We start from the raw sequence: 16,473 nt of genomic DNA, 5'->3' as shown, positions 1-16,473 counted from the left end.
TCACTTGATCAAAATCAATCGTCACGCAAAATGCGCTCGCCTTCGGCCTCGATGTCTTCAAATTGACCCCGATCAATCGCCCACCAGAGACCGGCCAGGATGAAAAACACCAAAGCCACAGACAAGGGAATCAGCAAATACAGGATGTCCATGGTCTTGCCTCAAGCAGCTTGAAGGATCAGTGCGGGTGCAGGCGTCACTTCGCGCAGCGCCTGTGCCAGCCGCAAGGCATTGAGCACAACCAGCAAGGAACTGAGCGCCATGCCCAGGCCTGCCGCCCAGGCGGGCAACCACCCCATCAGGGCCAGCGGCACGCAAGCGGCGTTGTAGGCCGCTGACCACCACAGGTTTTGCCGCACGATGCGCATCGTCTGGCGGCTGCGCAGGACAGTGCTCACCAGCACATCGAGTTGGCCGCCCATCAACACAAAATCGGATTTGGACTGGGCCAGTGGCACGGCTTGGCCCAGAGCAAAGGACACATCGGCTCCGGCCAACACCGGGCCGTCGTTCAGGCCGTCACCCACCATGGCCACTTTGTGGCCCTGGGCCTGCAGGGCCTGCAACGCCTGCAGCTTGTGTTGGGGGCTGCAGCCGCCGTGCGCGGAGTCAATGCCCACGGTCTGGGCAACCTGACTCACAGCGGTCTGCGCATCGCCAGACAGGACCTGGATAGACAGCCCCAGGCTGGCCAGCTGGCGGACCACACGGGCCGCTTCGGGCCGCACCTCTTCGGCCAACTCGAAGCTCGCCAACCAGCCAGAGGCATCGGCCAGGCTGACCTGCAAATGGTGCCCGGGCAATGCAGGTGCCGCACAAAACGCCGCCGAGCCCAGACGCAAAGTTTGGGCAGACTGGCCTTGCAGCGTCAAAACACCATGCACGCCCTGCCCTGCCCGCTCGCTCACCTCTTGCGCGGTCATGGCTTCGAGTTCGGCCAAACGGCCTGTCGCATCGGCACGGCGACGGGCCTCGGACCACAAGGCCCGCGAGACCGGGTGCAAGGAATGCCGCGCCAGGCTGGCGGCCCAATCCAGGGCCAGGGCCGCGCTCACGCTTTCGCGTGTGTGGATGCGAACGACCTCAAAAGCGTCGCGTGTCAAGGTGCCGGTTTTGTCAAAAATCACGGTGTCAATGTGGGCCAGGTTTTGCAAGGCACTCAGGCGTCGCACCAGCACCCCGCTGCGGGCCAGTGCCCCGGCCGTGGCCAACATGGCCGCAGGCGTGGCCAAAGACAAAGCGCAAGGACAGGTCACGATCAGAACGGCGACGGCCACCATCACCGCATGCGCCGGATCGCTTGGCCACCAGTAAACGGCCGAAGCCAATGAGGCCAGCATCACCGCCACCAAAAAGGGCTTGGCCCAGCGGTCGACCAGCTGCGCCATGGCGGGCTTGGACACCGAGGCGCTTTCCATCAGCGAGACGATTTGCGCATAGCGGGTGGCGGCGCCCACCTGCTCGATCTGGACCTGCAAGGTGCCGCTCAGGTTGTGGCTGCCTGCAATCACGCGGTCGCCCGCGCGCCGTGCCAGCGGCCGCGACTCGCCCGTGAGCAAGGCTTCGTCCACCTGGGTCTGGCCGGACAGCACCAGGCCGTCGCCCGCAAAGGCTTCACCGGGCAAGACCTCGATCACGTCACCGACCTGCAGGCGGCGAATGGACACCAGCGCCCAGCTGCCATCGGCCTGGCGCTTGCGCACGCTGTCGGGCAGTCGGTTGAGCACGGCCTCCAAAGCCCCGGCCGTGCGGTCGCGCATGCGCAACTCCAGCCAGCGGCCGGTGAGCAAAAAGAAAACGAACATGGTGAACGAGTCAAAAAAGACCTCGGCCCCGAAGGGGCCCTGGGGCTCGAAAGTGCCCAGCGTGCTGACCACAAATGTCACCACCATGCCCAGCGCCACGGGCAAGTCCATGCTGATTTGGCGTTCACGCAAATCGCGCCAGGCATTGCGCAAAAATGGGGCACACGAAAACAGCATGACGGGCAATGACAGCACCCAGGACGCCCAGCGCAGCAAGTGCATGGCTTCGTCCGAGATGTCGCCCGGTTGCGTGAGGTACGTCGGGGTGGCGTACATCATGACTTGCATCATGCACATCGCCGCCACCGCCCAACGCCAGACCATGCGCCGGGCTTCTTCGCGTCGTTGTGCATGCGCATGGGCATCGTTGGCGGGCAAGGCCTTGTAGCCATGGCGCTCGACCGAGCGCATCCACTGCGAAGGTCGGGTGCATTCGGGTGACCAAACCACTTGCCCCCGGTGACTGGCCCCACTGATTTGCACTGACCGGACCCCGGGCACAGCCCGCAAGGCATCTTCCAGGGTGATGGCGCAGGCGGCGCAATGCATGCCTTCGAACACCACGCTGGAGCGCCAGCAACCCGGTTCGTCTTTTTCGGGCAGACTGAACGCAGCCCACTCCTGCGGTTCATCGAGCAGCTGCAGGCGCAGGTCGTGGTCTTCGCTGCCCGGGCCCATCGGTCCCATGGGCTCAGCCGCCATCGGGGTCGCTTGGGGCAGAACATTGACTTGTGTCATGTTTTGAAGATACGACAGATGCCGCGCTGAAAGCTTGATGTGCATCAAGTGGGCGCGTTTGCAGCTCTTTTAAGCTGCACTTTCATCAACGACGTCAGGAGCAATTCATGTACAAACGCATCCTCGTAGCCACCGATGGCTCCACCCTCTCCAAAAAAGCCGTGGCCAGTGCCATTGAGCTGGCCGCCACCTGTGGCGCAGAACTGGTTGCGCTCAAGGTCGTTCCCCGCTACCCACAGGCTTACTTTGAAGGCAGCATCCCCCTGTCTGCAGAGGAGATCGCCCGGGTCGAGGCCCAGTGGACCGACTCGGCACAGGCACAACTGGCTGCAGTCGAAAAATCGGCCAAAGCCAAAGCCGTCAGCACCAAGGCCATCACCGTGAAATCGGATGTGGTGTCCGACGCCATCATCGCAGCGGCCAAAAAGCACAAAGCCGACCTGATCGTCATGGCCTCGCACGGGCGCAAAGGCATCAAGCGGCTGCTGCTGGGCAGCGAGACCCAGCAGGTCCTGACGCATTCGCACATACCGGTGCTGGTGCTGCGCTGACCCATGCCATGGTGCGTCGAGGGGCGGCATGCCCCCTCGACCCCAACAGTTCGGGCTGCCGGGGCCGTGTCTTTTGAAGTCCTAAAATGAATACATTTTCAGGAATACCGAGACATGGCCAGTTTGCTGCAGCTGCAACCACACACCCATCCGCGACCCCGCACGAGGCGGGTCCTGCGTCTGGCATGGGCTTGGCTGGCGCTGAGCATGATGGCCTGCACGGCCCTGGCCCAAAATCTGGTGATCGAAAGCTGGCGCAAGGACGACCAGCTGTTTTGGGACAAAGTGCTGATCCCGGCATTTCAAAGACAGCATCCCGGCATCCGCCTGAGCTTCAGGGCAGAAGAACCCTTGGCATACGACGCCCGCCTGGAGTCGCGTCTGTCCACCCGCCGCGCAGGCGATCTGGTGTTTTGCCGTCCCTTTGATGGCAGCGTGCGCATGCATGCCAAAGGTTATTTGTTGCCTTTGAAAGCACAGGAGCTCGAGCACTTCAGCCCGCAGGCGCGACAAGCCTGGACCACGGACGACGGCCAGACCACCTATTGCCTGCCTGTGGCTTATGTCATGCACGGCTTGTTCTACAACAAGAAGATCTTCAAGGACCTGAACCTGCAGCCGCCCGTCACGGTCGAAGAATTTCTGCATTTGCTGGGCCGGATCGGGGCGGCTGGCAACATCACCCCCTTGGCGCTGGGCACGGCCGATATGTGGGAGTCCACCCAGGTCGTTTTCACAGGCATGGGGCCCAATTTCTGGGGCGGCGAGAAAGCCCGCTTGGGCCTGATCCGGGGCACAGCCAAATTCACCGACCCTGGCTTCATCAAGGCCTGGGAGATGATGGCCAGGCTCAAGCCGCACATGCATCCCCGACAAAACGACATGTCCAACGCCGACATCCAGCTGCTGTTTGCCACTGGCCACGCCGCGGTGTACCCGACCGGCTCATGGGACATTGATTTTTTGCGCAGCACCAGTTTTGCCTACAAAAAACCGATTGACTTGGGCGTTTTCAAGCCACCGCTCGAAAAAGCCGGTCAGACATGCCACATCTCGGTGCACCCGGACTTCGGGATTGGCGTGAACCGGAACAGCCCCAACCAGGCCGCAGCCCTGAAATTCATCGCCTGGCTGGGCAGCGCCGATTTCGCCCAACTGCTCACCGACACCCTGACAGGCTACTTTCCCTTGTCGGATCACCCGGTCAAAGTCCATGACCCGCTGGGGCAGGAAATGCTCAACTGGCGCCAAGAGTGCCAGGACACCATCCGTCTGAACACCCAAAAAATCAACCGGGTGTGGCCGTCCATGGAAGAGGAGCTTTGGTACGCCAATGTCAAAGTCATCAACCAGGACATCACGCCGGAGCAAGCCGCTCGGCACATCCAGGGCGTGCACGAAAAAAACAGTTACCTGCCCTGAGGCCGCCCCGCTAAGCGATCAGCTGGCGAACAGCGCCTTGTACTGCTCGCGCAGCAGGTTCTTTTGTACCTTGCCCATGGTGTTGCGCGGCAACTCGGCCACCACAAAGCAACGCTTGGGGATTTTGAAATTGGCCAGTTTGGCCTTCAGTTCGGCCAGAATCGCATCCGGCTGCACATGGGCCCCGGGCTTGGCAATCACCACGGCCACCCCCACCTCGCCAAAATCGGGATGGGGCACGCCCACCACCGCACTTTCGGCCACGCCCTTCATCTCGTTGATGTAGCCCTCGATTTCGGCCGGGTACACGTTGTAGCCGCCGCTGATGATCAGGTCCTTGCTGCGGCCGACGATGGTCACATAACCCCGCTCATCGACCTTGCCCACGTCACCGGTCTTGAAATAGCCATCGGCGGTGAATTCTTCGGCGGTTTTTTCGGGCATGCGCCAGTAGCCTTTGAACACATTGGGGCCTTTGACCTGGATACCGCCGATCTCGCCCACCGGCAGGTCTTGCCCGTCGTCGCCGCGCACGCGCAAGGACACGCCGGGCAAAGGAAAGCCCACGGTGCCGCCGCGGCGCTCGGACTGGTTGGCGTAACGCTTGTCCGCCGCATACGGGTTGGAGGTGAGCATGGCGGTTTCGCTCATGCCGTAGCGCTCCAAAATGGTGTGGCCCGTGCGTTGCTGCCATTCGGTGAAGGTCTCGATCAACAAGGGCGCAGAGCCCGCGATGAACAAACGCATGTTTTTCACCGCCGCCTTGTCCAGCGTGGGCTCTGCCAGCATGCGCACATACAGCGTGGGCACGCCCATGAAGACGGTGGCCTTTTTCATGTGCGCAATGGCACGCTTGGGGTCGAACTTGGCCATCCAGATCATCTTGCTGCCGTTGATCAGCGCGCCATGGATGGCCACAAACAAGCCGTGCACATGGAAAATGGGCAAAGCATGGATCAGCACATCGCCGCGGCCTTCAGGGCCCCCAGTCTGGGTCCAGCCCCAGTAGTCCTTGAGCGTGAGCGCGTTGCTGAGCATGTTGCCGTGCGTGAGCATGGCACCTTTGCTGCGGCCGGTGGTGCCGCTGGTGTAGAGGATGGCCGCCAGGTCATCGGCCTGACGCGGCACGGCCTGGTGCTGGTCGCTGTGGTGCGCGGCCCGCTCCAGCAAGCTGCCGGTGCGGTCCTCGCCCAATGTGAACACATGCTGCGTCCCCGCCTTGAAAGCGATCTTGCTGACCCAGCCAAAGTTGGCCGGGCTGCAAACCACGACAGCCGGTTCGGCATTGCCGATGAAGTATTCGATCTCGGCGCTCTGGTAGGCGGTGTTGAGCGGCAGGAACACATAACCGGCACGCAAGGTCGCCAGGTAAAGCATCATCGCTTCGACCGATTTTTCGACCTGCACCGCCACGCGGCTGCCTGCGGGCAAGTCCAGCGATTGCAGCAAATTGGCCATCATGGCCGTGGCGCGGTCCAGGTCTTGCCAGCTGTAGTGCAAGCCCTCGTCGGTTTCGATCGCCACCGCAGTCAGGTCGGCAGGAAAAGCAGCCCGCAGGGCCGAAAACAGGTTCTGGTCGGTCATGGTTTCAAAGTAACAACGTGAAAAAAGCATGAAAAAGGGCCCGATCACAGGCCCATTCCTCATTCAATGCCGGACTCAGTCGAGCTTGGCCCCCGAGGCCTTGACGACCTGCGACCATTTGGCCAGCTCTTTTTTGATGAAAGCGTCAAACTGGGTGGTGGTCAGGTTGGGGAAGTCTGCACCCTGGTTGGCCCAGACGGCTTTGGCTTCGTCGGTCTGGCAGGCACGGCGGATTTCTTCGATGGCCCGGGCTTGGGCGTCCGCTGGCGTGCCTTTGGGGGCCCACACGCCATACCAGGTCGAGACGGTGTAATCGGGCAGACCCAATTCGGCCGAGCAAGGCACGTCCGGGAATGCCGCATTGCGCTTGGCGCCCGAGACCATCATCGCCTTGATCCGGCCGCCTTTGATGTGGGCAGCCGAAGAACCCAGACCGTCGAACATCATGTCCACATTGCCCGCGATCAGGTCCTGCAAAGCCGGGCCTGCGCCGCGGTAAGGGATGTGGGTGATGAAGGTCTTGGTCTGCAACTTGAACAACTCGCCCGCCAAGTGGTGTGAGGTGCCGCCGCCCGCTGAGCCGTAATTGAGGCGTCCGGGGTTCTTTTTGACCATCTCCAGAAAGGCCTTGAAATCGGCCATCGGGACTTTCTTGGGGTTGACCACCAACACTTGCGGCACATTGGCCACCAGGATCAAGGGGACCAGGTCACGCTCCAGGTCGTAGTCCAGCTTGGGGTACATGCTGGGCGCAATCGTGTGGTGCACAGCGCCCATGAACAGGTTGTAGCCATCGGGGGCCGACTTGGCCGCCACCCCGGCGCCCAGGGTGCCGCCTGCGCCGCCCCGGTTGTCAACGATGAGTTGTTTGCCGGTCAATTTGGCAAACTGGGCGGACAGGGGTCGGGCGAATGCATCGGTGCCCCCGCCTGCCGGAAACGGCACCACCATCGTGACAGGTTTGGTGGGCCAGCTGCTTTGGGCTTGCGCCCACAGGGGCAAGCTGCCGGACAAGGCGGCCAGGCTCTTCAAGAAATCCCGGCGCTGTTGGGCGTTGAACTGAGCGGTCATGAAACGTCTCCTCGTTTTAGGTGCCCGCATCATAAGGCGAGTCGAGCGAACTTGCCCGGCGTCTATGGGCGTAGGAAATGGGTGGGTGTCACCCGGATGTCTTGCGGCTCCAGACCCACAGCGCCACACCGCCCAGCATCATGGGCACACACAGCCATTGCCCCATGCTCATGCCCAGGCTCAAGAGGCCCAGATGGGCATCGGGTTCGCGGAAAAACTCGGCCACAAAGCGGAAAAAGCCATAGCCCAGCAAAAATGCCCCCGACACCTGGCCCGTTGGGCGGTCTTTGCGGGCAAACCACCACAGCAACACAAACAGCAACAAGCCCTCCAGCGCAATCTGGTAGAGCTGCGAGGGGTGGCGCGGCAAATCGCCCGCGCCCCGGAACACCATGCCCCAAGGCAAGGACGGGTCGGCCACACGGCCCCACAACTCGCCATTCAGAAAGTTGCCCACCCGCCCCGCCGCTAGGCCCGTGGGCACGCAGGGGGCCACAAAGTCCATGACCTGCAAAAACGGGCGTTGGCGCGTGCGGGCAAACCAGACCATGGCCAGCATCACGCCCAGCAAGCCGCCATGAAAACTCATGCCTCCTTGCCAAACTGCGAATATTTCGAGGGGGTTGGACAGGTAATAAGCCGGCTTGTAAAACAGGCAGTACCCCACACGCCCGCCCAAGATGACGCCAAGCACGCCCAAAAAGAGGATGTCCTCGACATCGCGTTTTTGCCATTGCGGCAGATTTTTGAACGGCAAATGCGCCAAACGGCGTGTGCCCAGCCAGAAAAACAAGCCAAAAGCGGCCAGATAAGTCAGGCCGTACCAGTGGATGGCCAAAGGGCCGAGTTGCAGGGCGACAGGGTCAATTTGAGGATGGATCAGCATGCCCGGATTGTGCACCGGTCATGCCTCCGACCGGACACAAAGGCCTGTGACTCGCCCGTTAGAATGTGGCGACCTTCTTTTGGGCATCTACCTAGACACCACCATGAGCGACAAAATCATCCCAATCACCCCCATCAACCGCCGCAGCGCCAACATCACCGAGGGCAAATCCCGCGCCCCGAACCGCTCGATGTACTACGCCATGGGCTATGAAGAAGGCGATTTCGTCAAACCCATGGTCGGCGTGGCCAACGGCCACAGCACCATCACGCCTTGCAACAGCGGTCTGCAAAAGCTGGCTGACGCGGCCGTGGCGGGCATCGAAGAAGCCGGTGGCAACGCCCAGATTTTCGGCACTCCCACCATTTCCGACGGCATGGCCATGGGCACCGAAGGCATGAAGTACTCGCTGGTCAGCCGCGAGGTGATCTCGGACTGCATCGAGACCTGCGTGCAAGGTCAGTGGATGGACGGCGTGCTGGTGGTCGGCGGCTGCGACAAGAACATGCCCGGCGGCATGATGGGCATGCTGCGCGCCAACGTGCCCGCCATCTATGTGTACGGCGGCACCATCCTGCCCGGCCGTTACCAGGGCAAAGACCTGAACATTGTGAGCGTGTTCGAGGCCGTGGGCGAAAACGCTGCAGGCAAGCTGAGCGATTTCGACCTCAAGGAAATCGAAAAACGCGCCATCCCTGGCACGGGTTCCTGCGGCGGCATGTACACCGCCAACACCATGTCTTCGGCTTTCGAGGCACTGGGCATGTCCCTGCCCTACTCGTCGACCATGGCCAACCCGCATGACGAAAAGCAGAACTCGGCCAAGGAATCGGCCAAGGTGCTGATCGAAGCCATCAAGAACGACCTCAAGCCCCGCGACATCGTCACCAAGGAAGCCATCGAAAACGCCGTGGCCGTGATCATGGCCACGGGCGGCTCGACCAACGCGGTGCTGCACTTCCTGGCGATTGCCCACACTGCGGGCGTGGACTGGACCATTGACGACTTCGAGCGCATGCGCAAGAAAGTGCCTGTGATTTGCGACCTTAAACCGAGCGGCAAATACCTGGCGGTGGACCTGCACCAGGCCGGCGGCATCCCGCAAGTCATGAAGGTCCTGCTCAAGGCCGGTTTGCTGCACGGTGACTGCATGACCATCACGGGCAAAACCGTGGCCGAAAACCTGAAAGACGTGCCCGACACGCCCCGCGCCGACCAGGATGTGATCCGCCCGATCGACAAGCCGATGTACGCCGAAGGCCACCTGGCCATCCTCAAAGGCAACCTGTCGCCCGAAGGCGCTGTGGCCAAAATCACCGGCCTGAAAAACCCCGTCATCACCGGCCCCGCCCGCGTGTTCGACGACGAGCAATCGGCCCTGCAAGCCATTTTGGCGGGCAAGATCAAGGCCGGTGATGTGATGGTTTTGCGCTACCTCGGCCCCAAGGGCGGCCCCGGCATGCCCGAAATGCTGGCCCCTACGGGCGCTTTGATTGGTGCCGGTCTGGGCGAAAGCGTGGGCCTGATCACCGACGGTCGTTTCTCCGGCGGGACCTGGGGCATGGTGGTGGGCCACGTCGCCCCTGAGGCTGCTGCAGGCGGCACGATCGCGTTTGTCAAAGAAGGCGACAGCATCACCATCGACGCGCACAAGCTGATCCTGGAGCTGAACGTGCCTGAAGCCGAACTGGCCAAGCGCCGCGAAGGCTGGAAAGCCCCTGAGCCCCGTTACACCCGGGGTGTGCAGGCAAAGTTCGCCTTCAATGCATCGAGCGCCAGCAAAGGTGCTGTGCTGGACCTGTACTGATCCCGTGAAAGCCACCCGCATGCTGCGCATCCTGGTCTCCGGCGCACTGGCCTTGTTGGCGGTGGCTCCGGCCATGGCCGACCAGGCTTTGGCCACGAGCAAAAGCTGCATGGGCTGCCATGGCGTTCAGCGCAAAGTGGTGGGCCCGGCCTTCAAGGATGTGGCCGCCAAGTACAAAGGCGACAAGAACGCGGTCGAGCACCTGACCCGCAAAATCAAACAAGGCGGTTCGGGCGTCTGGGGCAAAGTGATGATGCCGGCCAACCCGCAGGTCAGCGATGCCGATGCCCAAAAACTGGCCTTGTGGATTTTGAACACACCCTGAAGCGCACCGCGCTCACAGCAAAAAGCCGCTCCCTGGAGCGGCTTTTTGCTGGGTTCAGCGACAGCTGTGGCGATCTGTGGACAGCCTGCGCCGCCCACTCAGGTCCTCACAAACCAATGGCAGCGATACCGGCTTTGGCGATCTGGGCGTCTTCGTTCGACTTGACACCGCTCACGCCGACCGCGCCCAGGCAAAAGCCGTCTTTCATGATCGGCACACCCCCTTCGAGCATGCCTTGAATGGTCGGGGCCGACAGGAACGAGGTGCGGCCGCCGTTGATGACGTCTTCGTAGCCCTTGGTCTCGCGGCGGCCCAGAGCCGCCGTGTGGGCTTTGGCCGGGGCGATGTGCGAGGACACAGGCGCTGCGCCATCGAGACGCGCAAAGTGCAGCAAATGGCCGCCTGCATCAACGATGGCGATGCTCACCGCCCAGTTGTTCTTGAGGGCTTCGGCTTCGGCCGCAGCGGCAATGGCTTTGACATCGGAGAGTTCGAGGCTGGCTTGAGTTTTCATGGTGTGGACTGGTCAGTTTTGAAAACCGCAAGGATACACGGGCGCACGACCGCCATTGCACACCCTTGCGCAAAACTGATTCACCCGGATAACCCCATGACGGCGCGGATATTGGGTGTGGCGAGCAGCCTCACCCTACAATGCATTAGCCCTGAAATCAGGGTTTGAACAGGAGAGACAAGCATGAGCGACCTTCGCACACTGAACACCACAGACTGGGGCCACGGCTCCGATCTGGCCACACGCAACCGCGTGCTGCGCAACACCTACTGGCTGCTGGCCCTGAGCTTGCTGCCCACCGTCTTGGGCGCCTGGCTGGGCGTGAGCACCGGCATCACCCGCTCGCTTTCGGGCGGCGTGGGGCTGGTGGTCTTCCTGGCGGGTGCCTTCGGCCTCATGTTCGCCATCGAGAAAACCAAAAACTCGGCTGCTGGCGTGCCTGTGCTGCTGGCCTTCACCTTCTTCATGGGCCTGATGCTCTCGCGCATGATCGCCATGGTGCTGGGTTTCAAGAACGGTGCCGACCTGGTGATGACCGCCTTTGCGGGTACCGCTGGCGTGTTCTTCGTCATGGCCAGCCTGGCCAGCACCATCAAACGTGACCTGTCAGGCCTATCCAAGTGGCTGTTTGTGGGCGCCTTGGCCATCATGATCGGCGGCATCATCAACGTGTTTGTTGGCTCCACCGTGGGCATGATGGTGATCTCGGTCATGGCCATCGGCATCTTCAGTGCCTACATGCTGTACGACCTGAAACAGATCATCGACGGCGGCGAGACCAACTACATCAGCGCCACACTGGCCCTGTACATGGACATCTTCAACGTGTTCCAGAGCCTGCTGGCTTTGCTGGGCATCATGGGCGGTGAGCGCGACTGATTCGCCTCACCCACCCCAAACAAAGGCTCCCTCGGGTGCCTTTTTTGTGGGTGCAGGGCTGCTGGCCTGCCAAAAGACCCAGGGGTCTCAGGCCAACTCGAACACCGCCATGCTCTCCACATGGGCCGTGTGGGCGAACATGTTGATGACCCCAGCACTCACGCAGCGGTAGCCCGCACGGTGCACCAGAATACCGGCGTCACGGGCCAGCGTGGCGGGGTTGCAGCTGACGTAAACGATGCGCTTCGGCGGTGTCCAGCCCTGGCGCAGGTCCTGGTTTTCGTGCAATTCGGCCAGCGCCTTGCTCAGGGCAAAAGCGCCTTCGCGTGGCGGGTCCACCAGCCATTTGTCTGCGGTGCCATCGGCCACCAGCATCTCGGGTGTCATCTCGAACAAATTGCGCGCCACAAACTGCGTGGGGGCCAGGGCCTGGCCTTCGGGCCGGGTGGCCTGGTTGCGGGCGTAGTTGTCGCGTGAACGGGCCACCAGCGTCTCGGAACCTTCGATGCCCAGCACCATTGCCGCTTGTGTGGCGATGGGCAGGGTGAAGTTGCCCAGACCGCAGAACCAGTCGATCACCCGCTCGGTTTTTTGCGCTTGCAGCAGGCGCAACGCACGGGCCACCAGCACGCGGTTGATGAAGGGGTTGACCTGGGTGAAATCGGTGGGCCGAAACGGCATGGTGATGCCAAAGTCAGGCAAGCCATAACTCAGCTGCGCCCCACCCTCGTCGAGCAAATGCACCGTGTCCGGCCCTTTGGGCTGCAGCCACCACTGCACCTGGTGCTCGGCGGCAAAGGCTCGCAGCAGGGCTTTGTCGCCCTCGCCCAAGGGCTCCAGATGCCGCAGCACCAAGGCCGTGACCTCGTCGCCGCAGGCCAGCTCCAGCTGGGGCAAGGTTTCGCGGGCGTCCATCTGGCCAATCAGTGCCCGCAATGGCAGCAGCATGCGGCTCACATGGGGCGGCAGAACCGGGCAGACCTTCATGTCGGCGATGTAACGGCTTTTGCGCTCGTGAAAGCCAATCAGCACTTCGCCTTTTTTGATCACATAACGCACCGACAAGCGGGCGCGGTAGCGGTAGCCCCACGTCGGCCCCTCGATCGGGCGCAACAAGGTTTCCGGTTTCACCTTGCCCAGGTGCCACAGGTTGTCTTCGAGCACGCGCTGCTTGACAGCCACCTGGGCCGAGGCCTCCAGGTGCTGCATCTTGCAGCCGCCGCAGGCGCCCGCATGCAGGCCGAAATGCGGGCAGCCCGGCCGCACGCGCTGGGAAGACTCGTGGTGGATCTGGGTGACGGTGCCCTGCTCCCAGTTGTTCTTTTTGCGGTGCACGTTGACTGACACCAGCTCGAAAGGCAAAGCGCCTTCAATGAACACGACTTTGCCGTCGGGTCGGCGGGCGATGCCTTGGGCATCCATGTCCAGGGAGCCCACGCGCAGCCAGCCCTCGGGCAGGTCGGCGCTGGAGTGGCTGGGTTCGTCGGCGTGGGCTTGGGAAAGGGAAATGTCGGGTTCGCTCATCCCCCAATTGTCTCAGGATGTGAGGCTCGACTTGAGGGCCCAGCACACAGTTTCGCAGGGAAACTTCAGGTCCAGGCTTGCAGGTATTCCTGCCAGTGCGGCTCTTGCGGGGCCAAGTTGCCCAACTCGTCTTGGACAAAGGCGATCTCCTGCGCGTACTCGGTCTCGGAGAAGCCGCCGCGCATTTTCTGAAAGCGGCAGTACAGCAAATAGGTGTTCATCACATCGGTTTCGCAATAGCGCCGGATGTCTTCGGTGTGCCCCGCCTGAAACTGCGCATACACCTGCGCGCCATCCATGCCCAGCTTGCCGGGAAAGCCGCACAGCTTGGCCAGGGCGTCCATGGGGGCGTTGTTTTTGGGCGTGTATTTGGCCAGCAGGTCCATCAGGTCCAGGTGGCGCATGTGGTAGCGCGAGATGTAGTTGTTCCACTTGAACTCGCGGTCATCGTCGCCCAAGTCCCAGTATTTGTCGGCCACCACGCCGTGCATCAGGCCCCGATAATGCAGCACCGGCAAATCGAAGCCGCTGCCGTTCCAGCTGACCAGCTGGGGGGCGTGTCTTTCGATGGCGTTGAAAAACGTCTGCACAACCTTGGCCTCGCTTTGCCCATCACGGTCCACAAAGGAATGCACGCGCAAGCCTTCGGCATTGCGAAACACGCAGCTGATGCACAGGATGCGTTGCAGGTAAAGGGGCATGAAATCGCTTTTGCCCTCCGCAGCCCGATCAGCCTGCCACTGCGCATGCAGCTGGGCATCGGTCACATCGGCAGGCCCCGGATTCAGCCGACGCCAGCCGGCCATGTCCGGGATGGTTTCGATGTCAAAAACCAGGACGGGCCACGGCATGGACAAGCCGCTCAGCGTGCGGGCAAAAGCTTGGCCGGGTCTACGGGCTTGCCTTGTCTGCGCACTTCAAAGTGCAGTTTGACGCGGTCTGCATCGGACTTGCCCATTTCGGCAATTTTCTGGCCCTTGCGCACCTTTTGGTCTTCTTTGACCAGCAAAGCCTGGTTGTGCGCATAAGCCGTCAAAAACGTGTTGTTGTGTTTGAGGATGATCAGGTTGCCGTAGCCACGCAGGCCCGAGCCGGCATAGACCACCTGCCCATCGGCAGCGGCCATCACGGGATCACCGGCTTTGCCCCCGATGTCCAGGCCTTTGTTTTTGGCCTCGTCAAATCCGGCAATCAGCACCCCATTGGCGGGCCAGATGAAACCCAGGCCTTCGTCGCTCAGCGAGCCGTTTTGTGCAGCCGGTGCAGGCTCGGGCTTGGGCGGTGTGGCCGTGGCCGAGGTGCTGCCCGAAGGCGCAATCGGGCGAACCACAACGCCGGAGTTCTCAACAGCAGCCCCAGGTGGGGCCACGCGCAAGACCTGACCCACTTCGATCAGGTCGGGGTTGGTCAGATTGTTCCAGCGGGCCAAATCACGCCAGCCTTGGCCATTGTCCAGACCGATGCGGGTCAGGGTGTCGCCTCGCTGAACGGTGTAATAACCGGGTTTGCCAGCGTTTTCACTGCCAGGCAAGGACTTGGCTACCTCACCCGAGGCCGTTGTCACGGGGGCGGACGAGGTTTGGGGTGCACGGCTCATCCCCGTTCGGTCCTCCACTGGCGCAGGCACCCGAACAGACGAGGTGCAGGCGCTCAACAATGCCACGGCCAAAGTTGTCAAAACCAGGGGACGAAAAGGTAGGAGTGAAGTCATCGGTTTTTACGTGTTCAGGCGACGCCTGATTTTAGAGGGACAAAATGCACCGCCTCGAGCACCTGACGCTCATAGCCCTGTGCAGTTTTCAAAATCACGACCAGCGCCTGATGGCCCGCCGGGGTGATGGTCGGCGCAATCAAACGCCCGCCCAGCGCCAACTGGTCGAGCCAAGCTTGGGGCACGGCCTCGCCGCCAGCGGCCGAAATGATGCCGGCATACGGCGCGCCTTTGGGATAACCCAGCATGCCATCGCCAAAAATCAGGTGCACGTTGTGCAGCCTGAAGGGCCGCAAATTGGTTCGGGCTTTTTCGTGCAGGCCTCGCAAACGCTCGATGCTGTACACCTCGGTGGCGACATGGCTGAGCACGGCGGCCTGGTAGCCGCAACCGGTGCCAATTTCCAGAACGCGGCCCAATTTGCCCGGCACGTCCTGGCACAGCAATTCGACCATGCGCGCCACCACATTGGGTTTGGAGATGGTTTGCCCCAGGCCAATCGGCAAACTGGTGTCCTCGTAAGCCTGGTTGACCAAAGCGCTTTCCACAAAACGGTGGCGTTCTACCCGGCCCATGGCCTCCAGCACCCGGGCGTCCTGCACGCCTTGTTCGGCCAACTTGCGCACCATGCGTGCCCGCACGGCACCAGAATCGAGGCCCAGCCCCGAGACGGGCGCAGGCTGGCGTGTCGCTGGCCCTTTCACGCCTGGGGTTGACGCCACCACAGGACTCGGCTTGGTGAGGGGACGGGTCGGCGCAGCCGCAGGCGTTTTGCGCGCAGGACTTGAGGCGCCTGTTTGCGACAACTTGACCGGAAAACCAGGGCGCTGACTCATGCGCGGCCTTCAGTAAACAGACGGCCCAGGGTCTGGGCCCAATGGTCCAGGTGGGCGTGTTCGGTCAAGTCCACCTTGAGCGGCGTCACCACCACATGTCCCAAGCCTGCCGCATGGAAATCGGTGCCTTCGCTGTCGTCCATGGCCGGGCCAGCGTTGCCAATCCAGTACATGGTCTGGCCACGCGGGTCCACCTGGGTGATGACCGGCTCGGCCGCGTGACGACGGCCCAGGCGGCACAGTTTGGGCGCTTTGATCTGCGACAGGGGCAAGTTGGGAATGTTCACATTCAACAGCCAGGGCCGGGTGCCCATCAAATCACCCGATCGCATTTGCTGCACCAAAAGCTTGACCTGGGCGGCTGCGGCATCCAGATGCGCCCAGCCTTTGTCGATTTGAGACACGGCGATGGCGGGAATGCCGAAAAGATAACCTTCCATGGCTGCGCCGACGGTGCCTGAATACAGCGTGTCGTCGCCCATATTGGCCCCATTGTTGATGCCGGAAATCACCAGATCGGGGCGATAACCCAGCAAGCCCGTGAGTGCGATGTGCACGCAATCCGCAGGCGTGCCGTTCACATACCGAAAACCGTTGTCGGCGCGGTGCACGTACAAGGGCGTGTGCAATGTCAGCGCATTGGATTTGGCGCTGTTGTTGTGCTCGGGGGCCACCACTTCCACCTCCACATCGGCGATGCTTTGGAGCGCCTCGTAAAGGGCCACAATCCCCTCGGCGCGAAAGCCATCGTCATTGGAAATGAGAATTTTCATGTTGTGTTCCTGTCCAGACCTCGATTGTAGGCGGCACCCTGCCTTGG

At 61.9% G+C, this 16,473-nt stretch carries 16 protein-coding genes; 5 read left to right on the top strand and 11 right to left on the bottom strand.

Translation table 11 applies throughout. From position 1 onward, the window contains the following. Nucleotides 1–14 precede the first annotated feature (14 nt). Together ccoS and ACZ5RT_RS09920 are read right to left on the bottom strand one after the other, a co-directional pair. Nucleotides 15–152: a cbb3-type cytochrome oxidase assembly protein CcoS gene (gene ccoS / locus ACZ5RT_RS09925; protein ID WP_090046617.1), complete on the bottom strand. Its 138-nt coding sequence runs from the start codon at nucleotides 150–152 to the stop codon at nucleotides 15–17. Between the two features lie 9 nt (nucleotides 153–161). After that, nucleotides 162–2,492 carry a heavy metal translocating P-type ATPase gene (locus ACZ5RT_RS09920; protein WP_464454210.1) on the bottom strand — a complete coding sequence of 777 codons (2,331 nt, stop codon included), beginning with the start codon at nucleotides 2,490–2,492 and terminating at the stop codon, nucleotides 162–164. Nucleotides 2,493–2,650: 158 nt separating this feature from the next. Between ACZ5RT_RS09920 and ACZ5RT_RS09915 the strand changes: the two genes are divergently transcribed. Continuing rightward, nucleotides 2,651–3,094, top strand: coding sequence for a universal stress protein (locus ACZ5RT_RS09915; protein ID WP_291927375.1), 444 nt, complete (start codon nucleotides 2,651–2,653; stop codon nucleotides 3,092–3,094). Nucleotides 3,095–3,208: 114 nt separating this feature from the next. Further along, entirely contained in the window at nucleotides 3,209–4,516 is a 1,308-nt protein-coding gene (locus ACZ5RT_RS09910; RefSeq protein WP_464452338.1) for an ABC transporter substrate-binding protein, read from the top strand. A gap of 18 nt (nucleotides 4,517–4,534) precedes the next feature. Here the strand turns inward: ACZ5RT_RS09910 and ACZ5RT_RS09905 are convergent, their stop codons facing one another. From ACZ5RT_RS09905 to lgt, 3 genes are all read right to left on the bottom strand, one after another. After that, nucleotides 4,535–6,100: a malonate--CoA ligase gene (locus ACZ5RT_RS09905; protein ID WP_464452337.1), complete on the bottom strand. Its 1,566-nt coding sequence runs from the start codon at nucleotides 6,098–6,100 to the stop codon at nucleotides 4,535–4,537. 75 nt (nucleotides 6,101–6,175) lie between these two features. Next, on the bottom strand, nucleotides 6,176–7,171 hold the full coding sequence (locus ACZ5RT_RS09900; protein WP_422169671.1) for a Bug family tripartite tricarboxylate transporter substrate binding protein: 996 nt from the start codon (nucleotides 7,169–7,171) through the stop codon (nucleotides 6,176–6,178). Nucleotides 7,172–7,259: 88 nt separating this feature from the next. After that, entirely contained in the window at nucleotides 7,260–8,057 is a 798-nt protein-coding gene (gene lgt, locus ACZ5RT_RS09895; RefSeq protein ID WP_422169670.1) for a prolipoprotein diacylglyceryl transferase, read from the bottom strand. Nucleotides 8,058–8,160: 103 nt separating this feature from the next. Between lgt and ilvD the strand changes: the two genes are divergently transcribed. Continuing rightward, nucleotides 8,161–9,864: a dihydroxy-acid dehydratase gene (ilvD, locus tag ACZ5RT_RS09890; RefSeq protein WP_464452336.1), complete on the top strand. Its 1,704-nt coding sequence runs from the start codon at nucleotides 8,161–8,163 to the stop codon at nucleotides 9,862–9,864. A gap of 19 nt (nucleotides 9,865–9,883) precedes the next feature. After that, a complete protein-coding gene (locus tag ACZ5RT_RS09885) occupies nucleotides 9,884–10,189 on the top strand; it encodes a c-type cytochrome (protein ID WP_422169677.1) in 306 nt (101 codons plus the stop codon). Between the two features lie 106 nt (nucleotides 10,190–10,295). Here ACZ5RT_RS09885 and ACZ5RT_RS09880 read toward each other — a convergent pair whose 3' ends face one another. Continuing rightward, entirely contained in the window at nucleotides 10,296–10,703 is a 408-nt protein-coding gene (locus tag ACZ5RT_RS09880) for a GlcG/HbpS family heme-binding protein (RefSeq protein WP_108426250.1), read from the bottom strand. A 183-nt stretch (nucleotides 10,704–10,886) separates the two neighbouring features. On the opposite strand from ACZ5RT_RS09880, the gene ACZ5RT_RS09875 reads away from it, so the two are divergent. Continuing rightward, complete coding sequence (locus ACZ5RT_RS09875; RefSeq protein ID WP_464452335.1) at nucleotides 10,887–11,582, top strand: Bax inhibitor-1/YccA family protein; 696 nt, start codon at nucleotides 10,887–10,889, stop codon at nucleotides 11,580–11,582. Nucleotides 11,583–11,669: 87 nt separating this feature from the next. Here ACZ5RT_RS09875 and rlmD read toward each other — a convergent pair whose 3' ends face one another. From rlmD to surE, 5 genes are all read right to left on the bottom strand, one after another. Then, a complete protein-coding gene (gene rlmD, locus ACZ5RT_RS09870; protein ID WP_464452334.1) occupies nucleotides 11,670–13,106 on the bottom strand; it encodes a 23S rRNA (uracil(1939)-C(5))-methyltransferase RlmD in 1,437 nt (478 codons plus the stop codon). 65 nt (nucleotides 13,107–13,171) lie between these two features. Then, on the bottom strand, nucleotides 13,172–13,957 hold the full coding sequence (locus ACZ5RT_RS09865) for a 3'-5' exonuclease (RefSeq protein ID WP_464452333.1): 786 nt from the start codon (nucleotides 13,955–13,957) through the stop codon (nucleotides 13,172–13,174). An 11-nt stretch (nucleotides 13,958–13,968) separates the two neighbouring features. Further along, the gene (locus tag ACZ5RT_RS09860; protein ID WP_291929688.1) at nucleotides 13,969–14,817 is read right to left on the bottom strand and encodes a peptidoglycan DD-metalloendopeptidase family protein; all 849 of its coding nucleotides are present in this window, start codon (nucleotides 14,815–14,817) and stop codon (nucleotides 13,969–13,971) included. A gap of 14 nt (nucleotides 14,818–14,831) precedes the next feature. Next, nucleotides 14,832–15,653, bottom strand: coding sequence for a protein-L-isoaspartate(D-aspartate) O-methyltransferase (locus ACZ5RT_RS09855; protein WP_464452332.1), 822 nt, complete (start codon nucleotides 15,651–15,653; stop codon nucleotides 14,832–14,834). Continuing rightward, nucleotides 15,650–16,426 carry a 5'/3'-nucleotidase SurE gene (gene surE / locus ACZ5RT_RS09850; protein WP_464452331.1) on the bottom strand — a complete coding sequence of 259 codons (777 nt, stop codon included), beginning with the start codon at nucleotides 16,424–16,426 and terminating at the stop codon, nucleotides 15,650–15,652. The genes ACZ5RT_RS09855 and surE overlap by 4 nt, the downstream gene beginning before the upstream one ends. Nucleotides 16,427–16,473 lie beyond the last annotated feature (47 nt).

This window comes from Limnohabitans sp. TEGF003 (assembly GCF_055395455.1).
Note: the sequence above shows the minus strand (reverse complement) of the source record. Positions and strands in the feature narration are given on the sequence as shown.

Bases quoted from the DNA above. Each gene is read 5' to 3' on its own strand.
- ccoS (WP_090046617.1), bottom strand. From the start codon at position 152: ATGGACATCCTGTATTTGCTGATTCCCTTGTCTGTGGCTTTGGTGTTT.
- ACZ5RT_RS09920 (WP_464454210.1), bottom strand. From the start codon at position 2,492: ATGGGACCGATGGGCCCGGGCAGCGAAGACCACGACCTGCGCCTGCAG.
- ACZ5RT_RS09915 (WP_291927375.1), top strand. From the start codon at position 2,651: ATGTACAAACGCATCCTCGTAGCCACCGATGGCTCCACCCTCTCCAAA.
- ACZ5RT_RS09910 (WP_464452338.1), top strand. From the start codon at position 3,209: ATGGCCAGTTTGCTGCAGCTGCAACCACACACCCATCCGCGACCCCGC.
- ACZ5RT_RS09905 (WP_464452337.1), bottom strand. From the start codon at position 6,100: ATGACCGACCAGAACCTGTTTTCGGCCCTGCGGGCTGCTTTTCCTGCC.
- ACZ5RT_RS09900 (WP_422169671.1), bottom strand. From the start codon at position 7,171: ATGACCGCTCAGTTCAACGCCCAACAGCGCCGGGATTTCTTGAAGAGC.
- lgt (WP_422169670.1), bottom strand. From the start codon at position 8,057: ATGCTGATCCATCCTCAAATTGACCCTGTCGCCCTGCAACTCGGCCCT.
- ilvD (WP_464452336.1), top strand. From the start codon at position 8,161: ATGAGCGACAAAATCATCCCAATCACCCCCATCAACCGCCGCAGCGCC.
- ACZ5RT_RS09885 (WP_422169677.1), top strand. From the start codon at position 9,884: ATGCTGCGCATCCTGGTCTCCGGCGCACTGGCCTTGTTGGCGGTGGCT.
- ACZ5RT_RS09880 (WP_108426250.1), bottom strand. From the start codon at position 10,703: ATGAAAACTCAAGCCAGCCTCGAACTCTCCGATGTCAAAGCCATTGCC.
- ACZ5RT_RS09875 (WP_464452335.1), top strand. From the start codon at position 10,887: ATGAGCGACCTTCGCACACTGAACACCACAGACTGGGGCCACGGCTCC.
- rlmD (WP_464452334.1), bottom strand. From the start codon at position 13,106: ATGAGCGAACCCGACATTTCCCTTTCCCAAGCCCACGCCGACGAACCC.
- ACZ5RT_RS09865 (WP_464452333.1), bottom strand. From the start codon at position 13,957: ATGCCGTGGCCCGTCCTGGTTTTTGACATCGAAACCATCCCGGACATG.
- ACZ5RT_RS09860 (WP_291929688.1), bottom strand. From the start codon at position 14,817: ATGACTTCACTCCTACCTTTTCGTCCCCTGGTTTTGACAACTTTGGCC.
- ACZ5RT_RS09855 (WP_464452332.1), bottom strand. From the start codon at position 15,653: ATGAGTCAGCGCCCTGGTTTTCCGGTCAAGTTGTCGCAAACAGGCGCC.
- surE (WP_464452331.1), bottom strand. From the start codon at position 16,426: ATGAAAATTCTCATTTCCAATGACGATGGCTTTCGCGCCGAGGGGATT.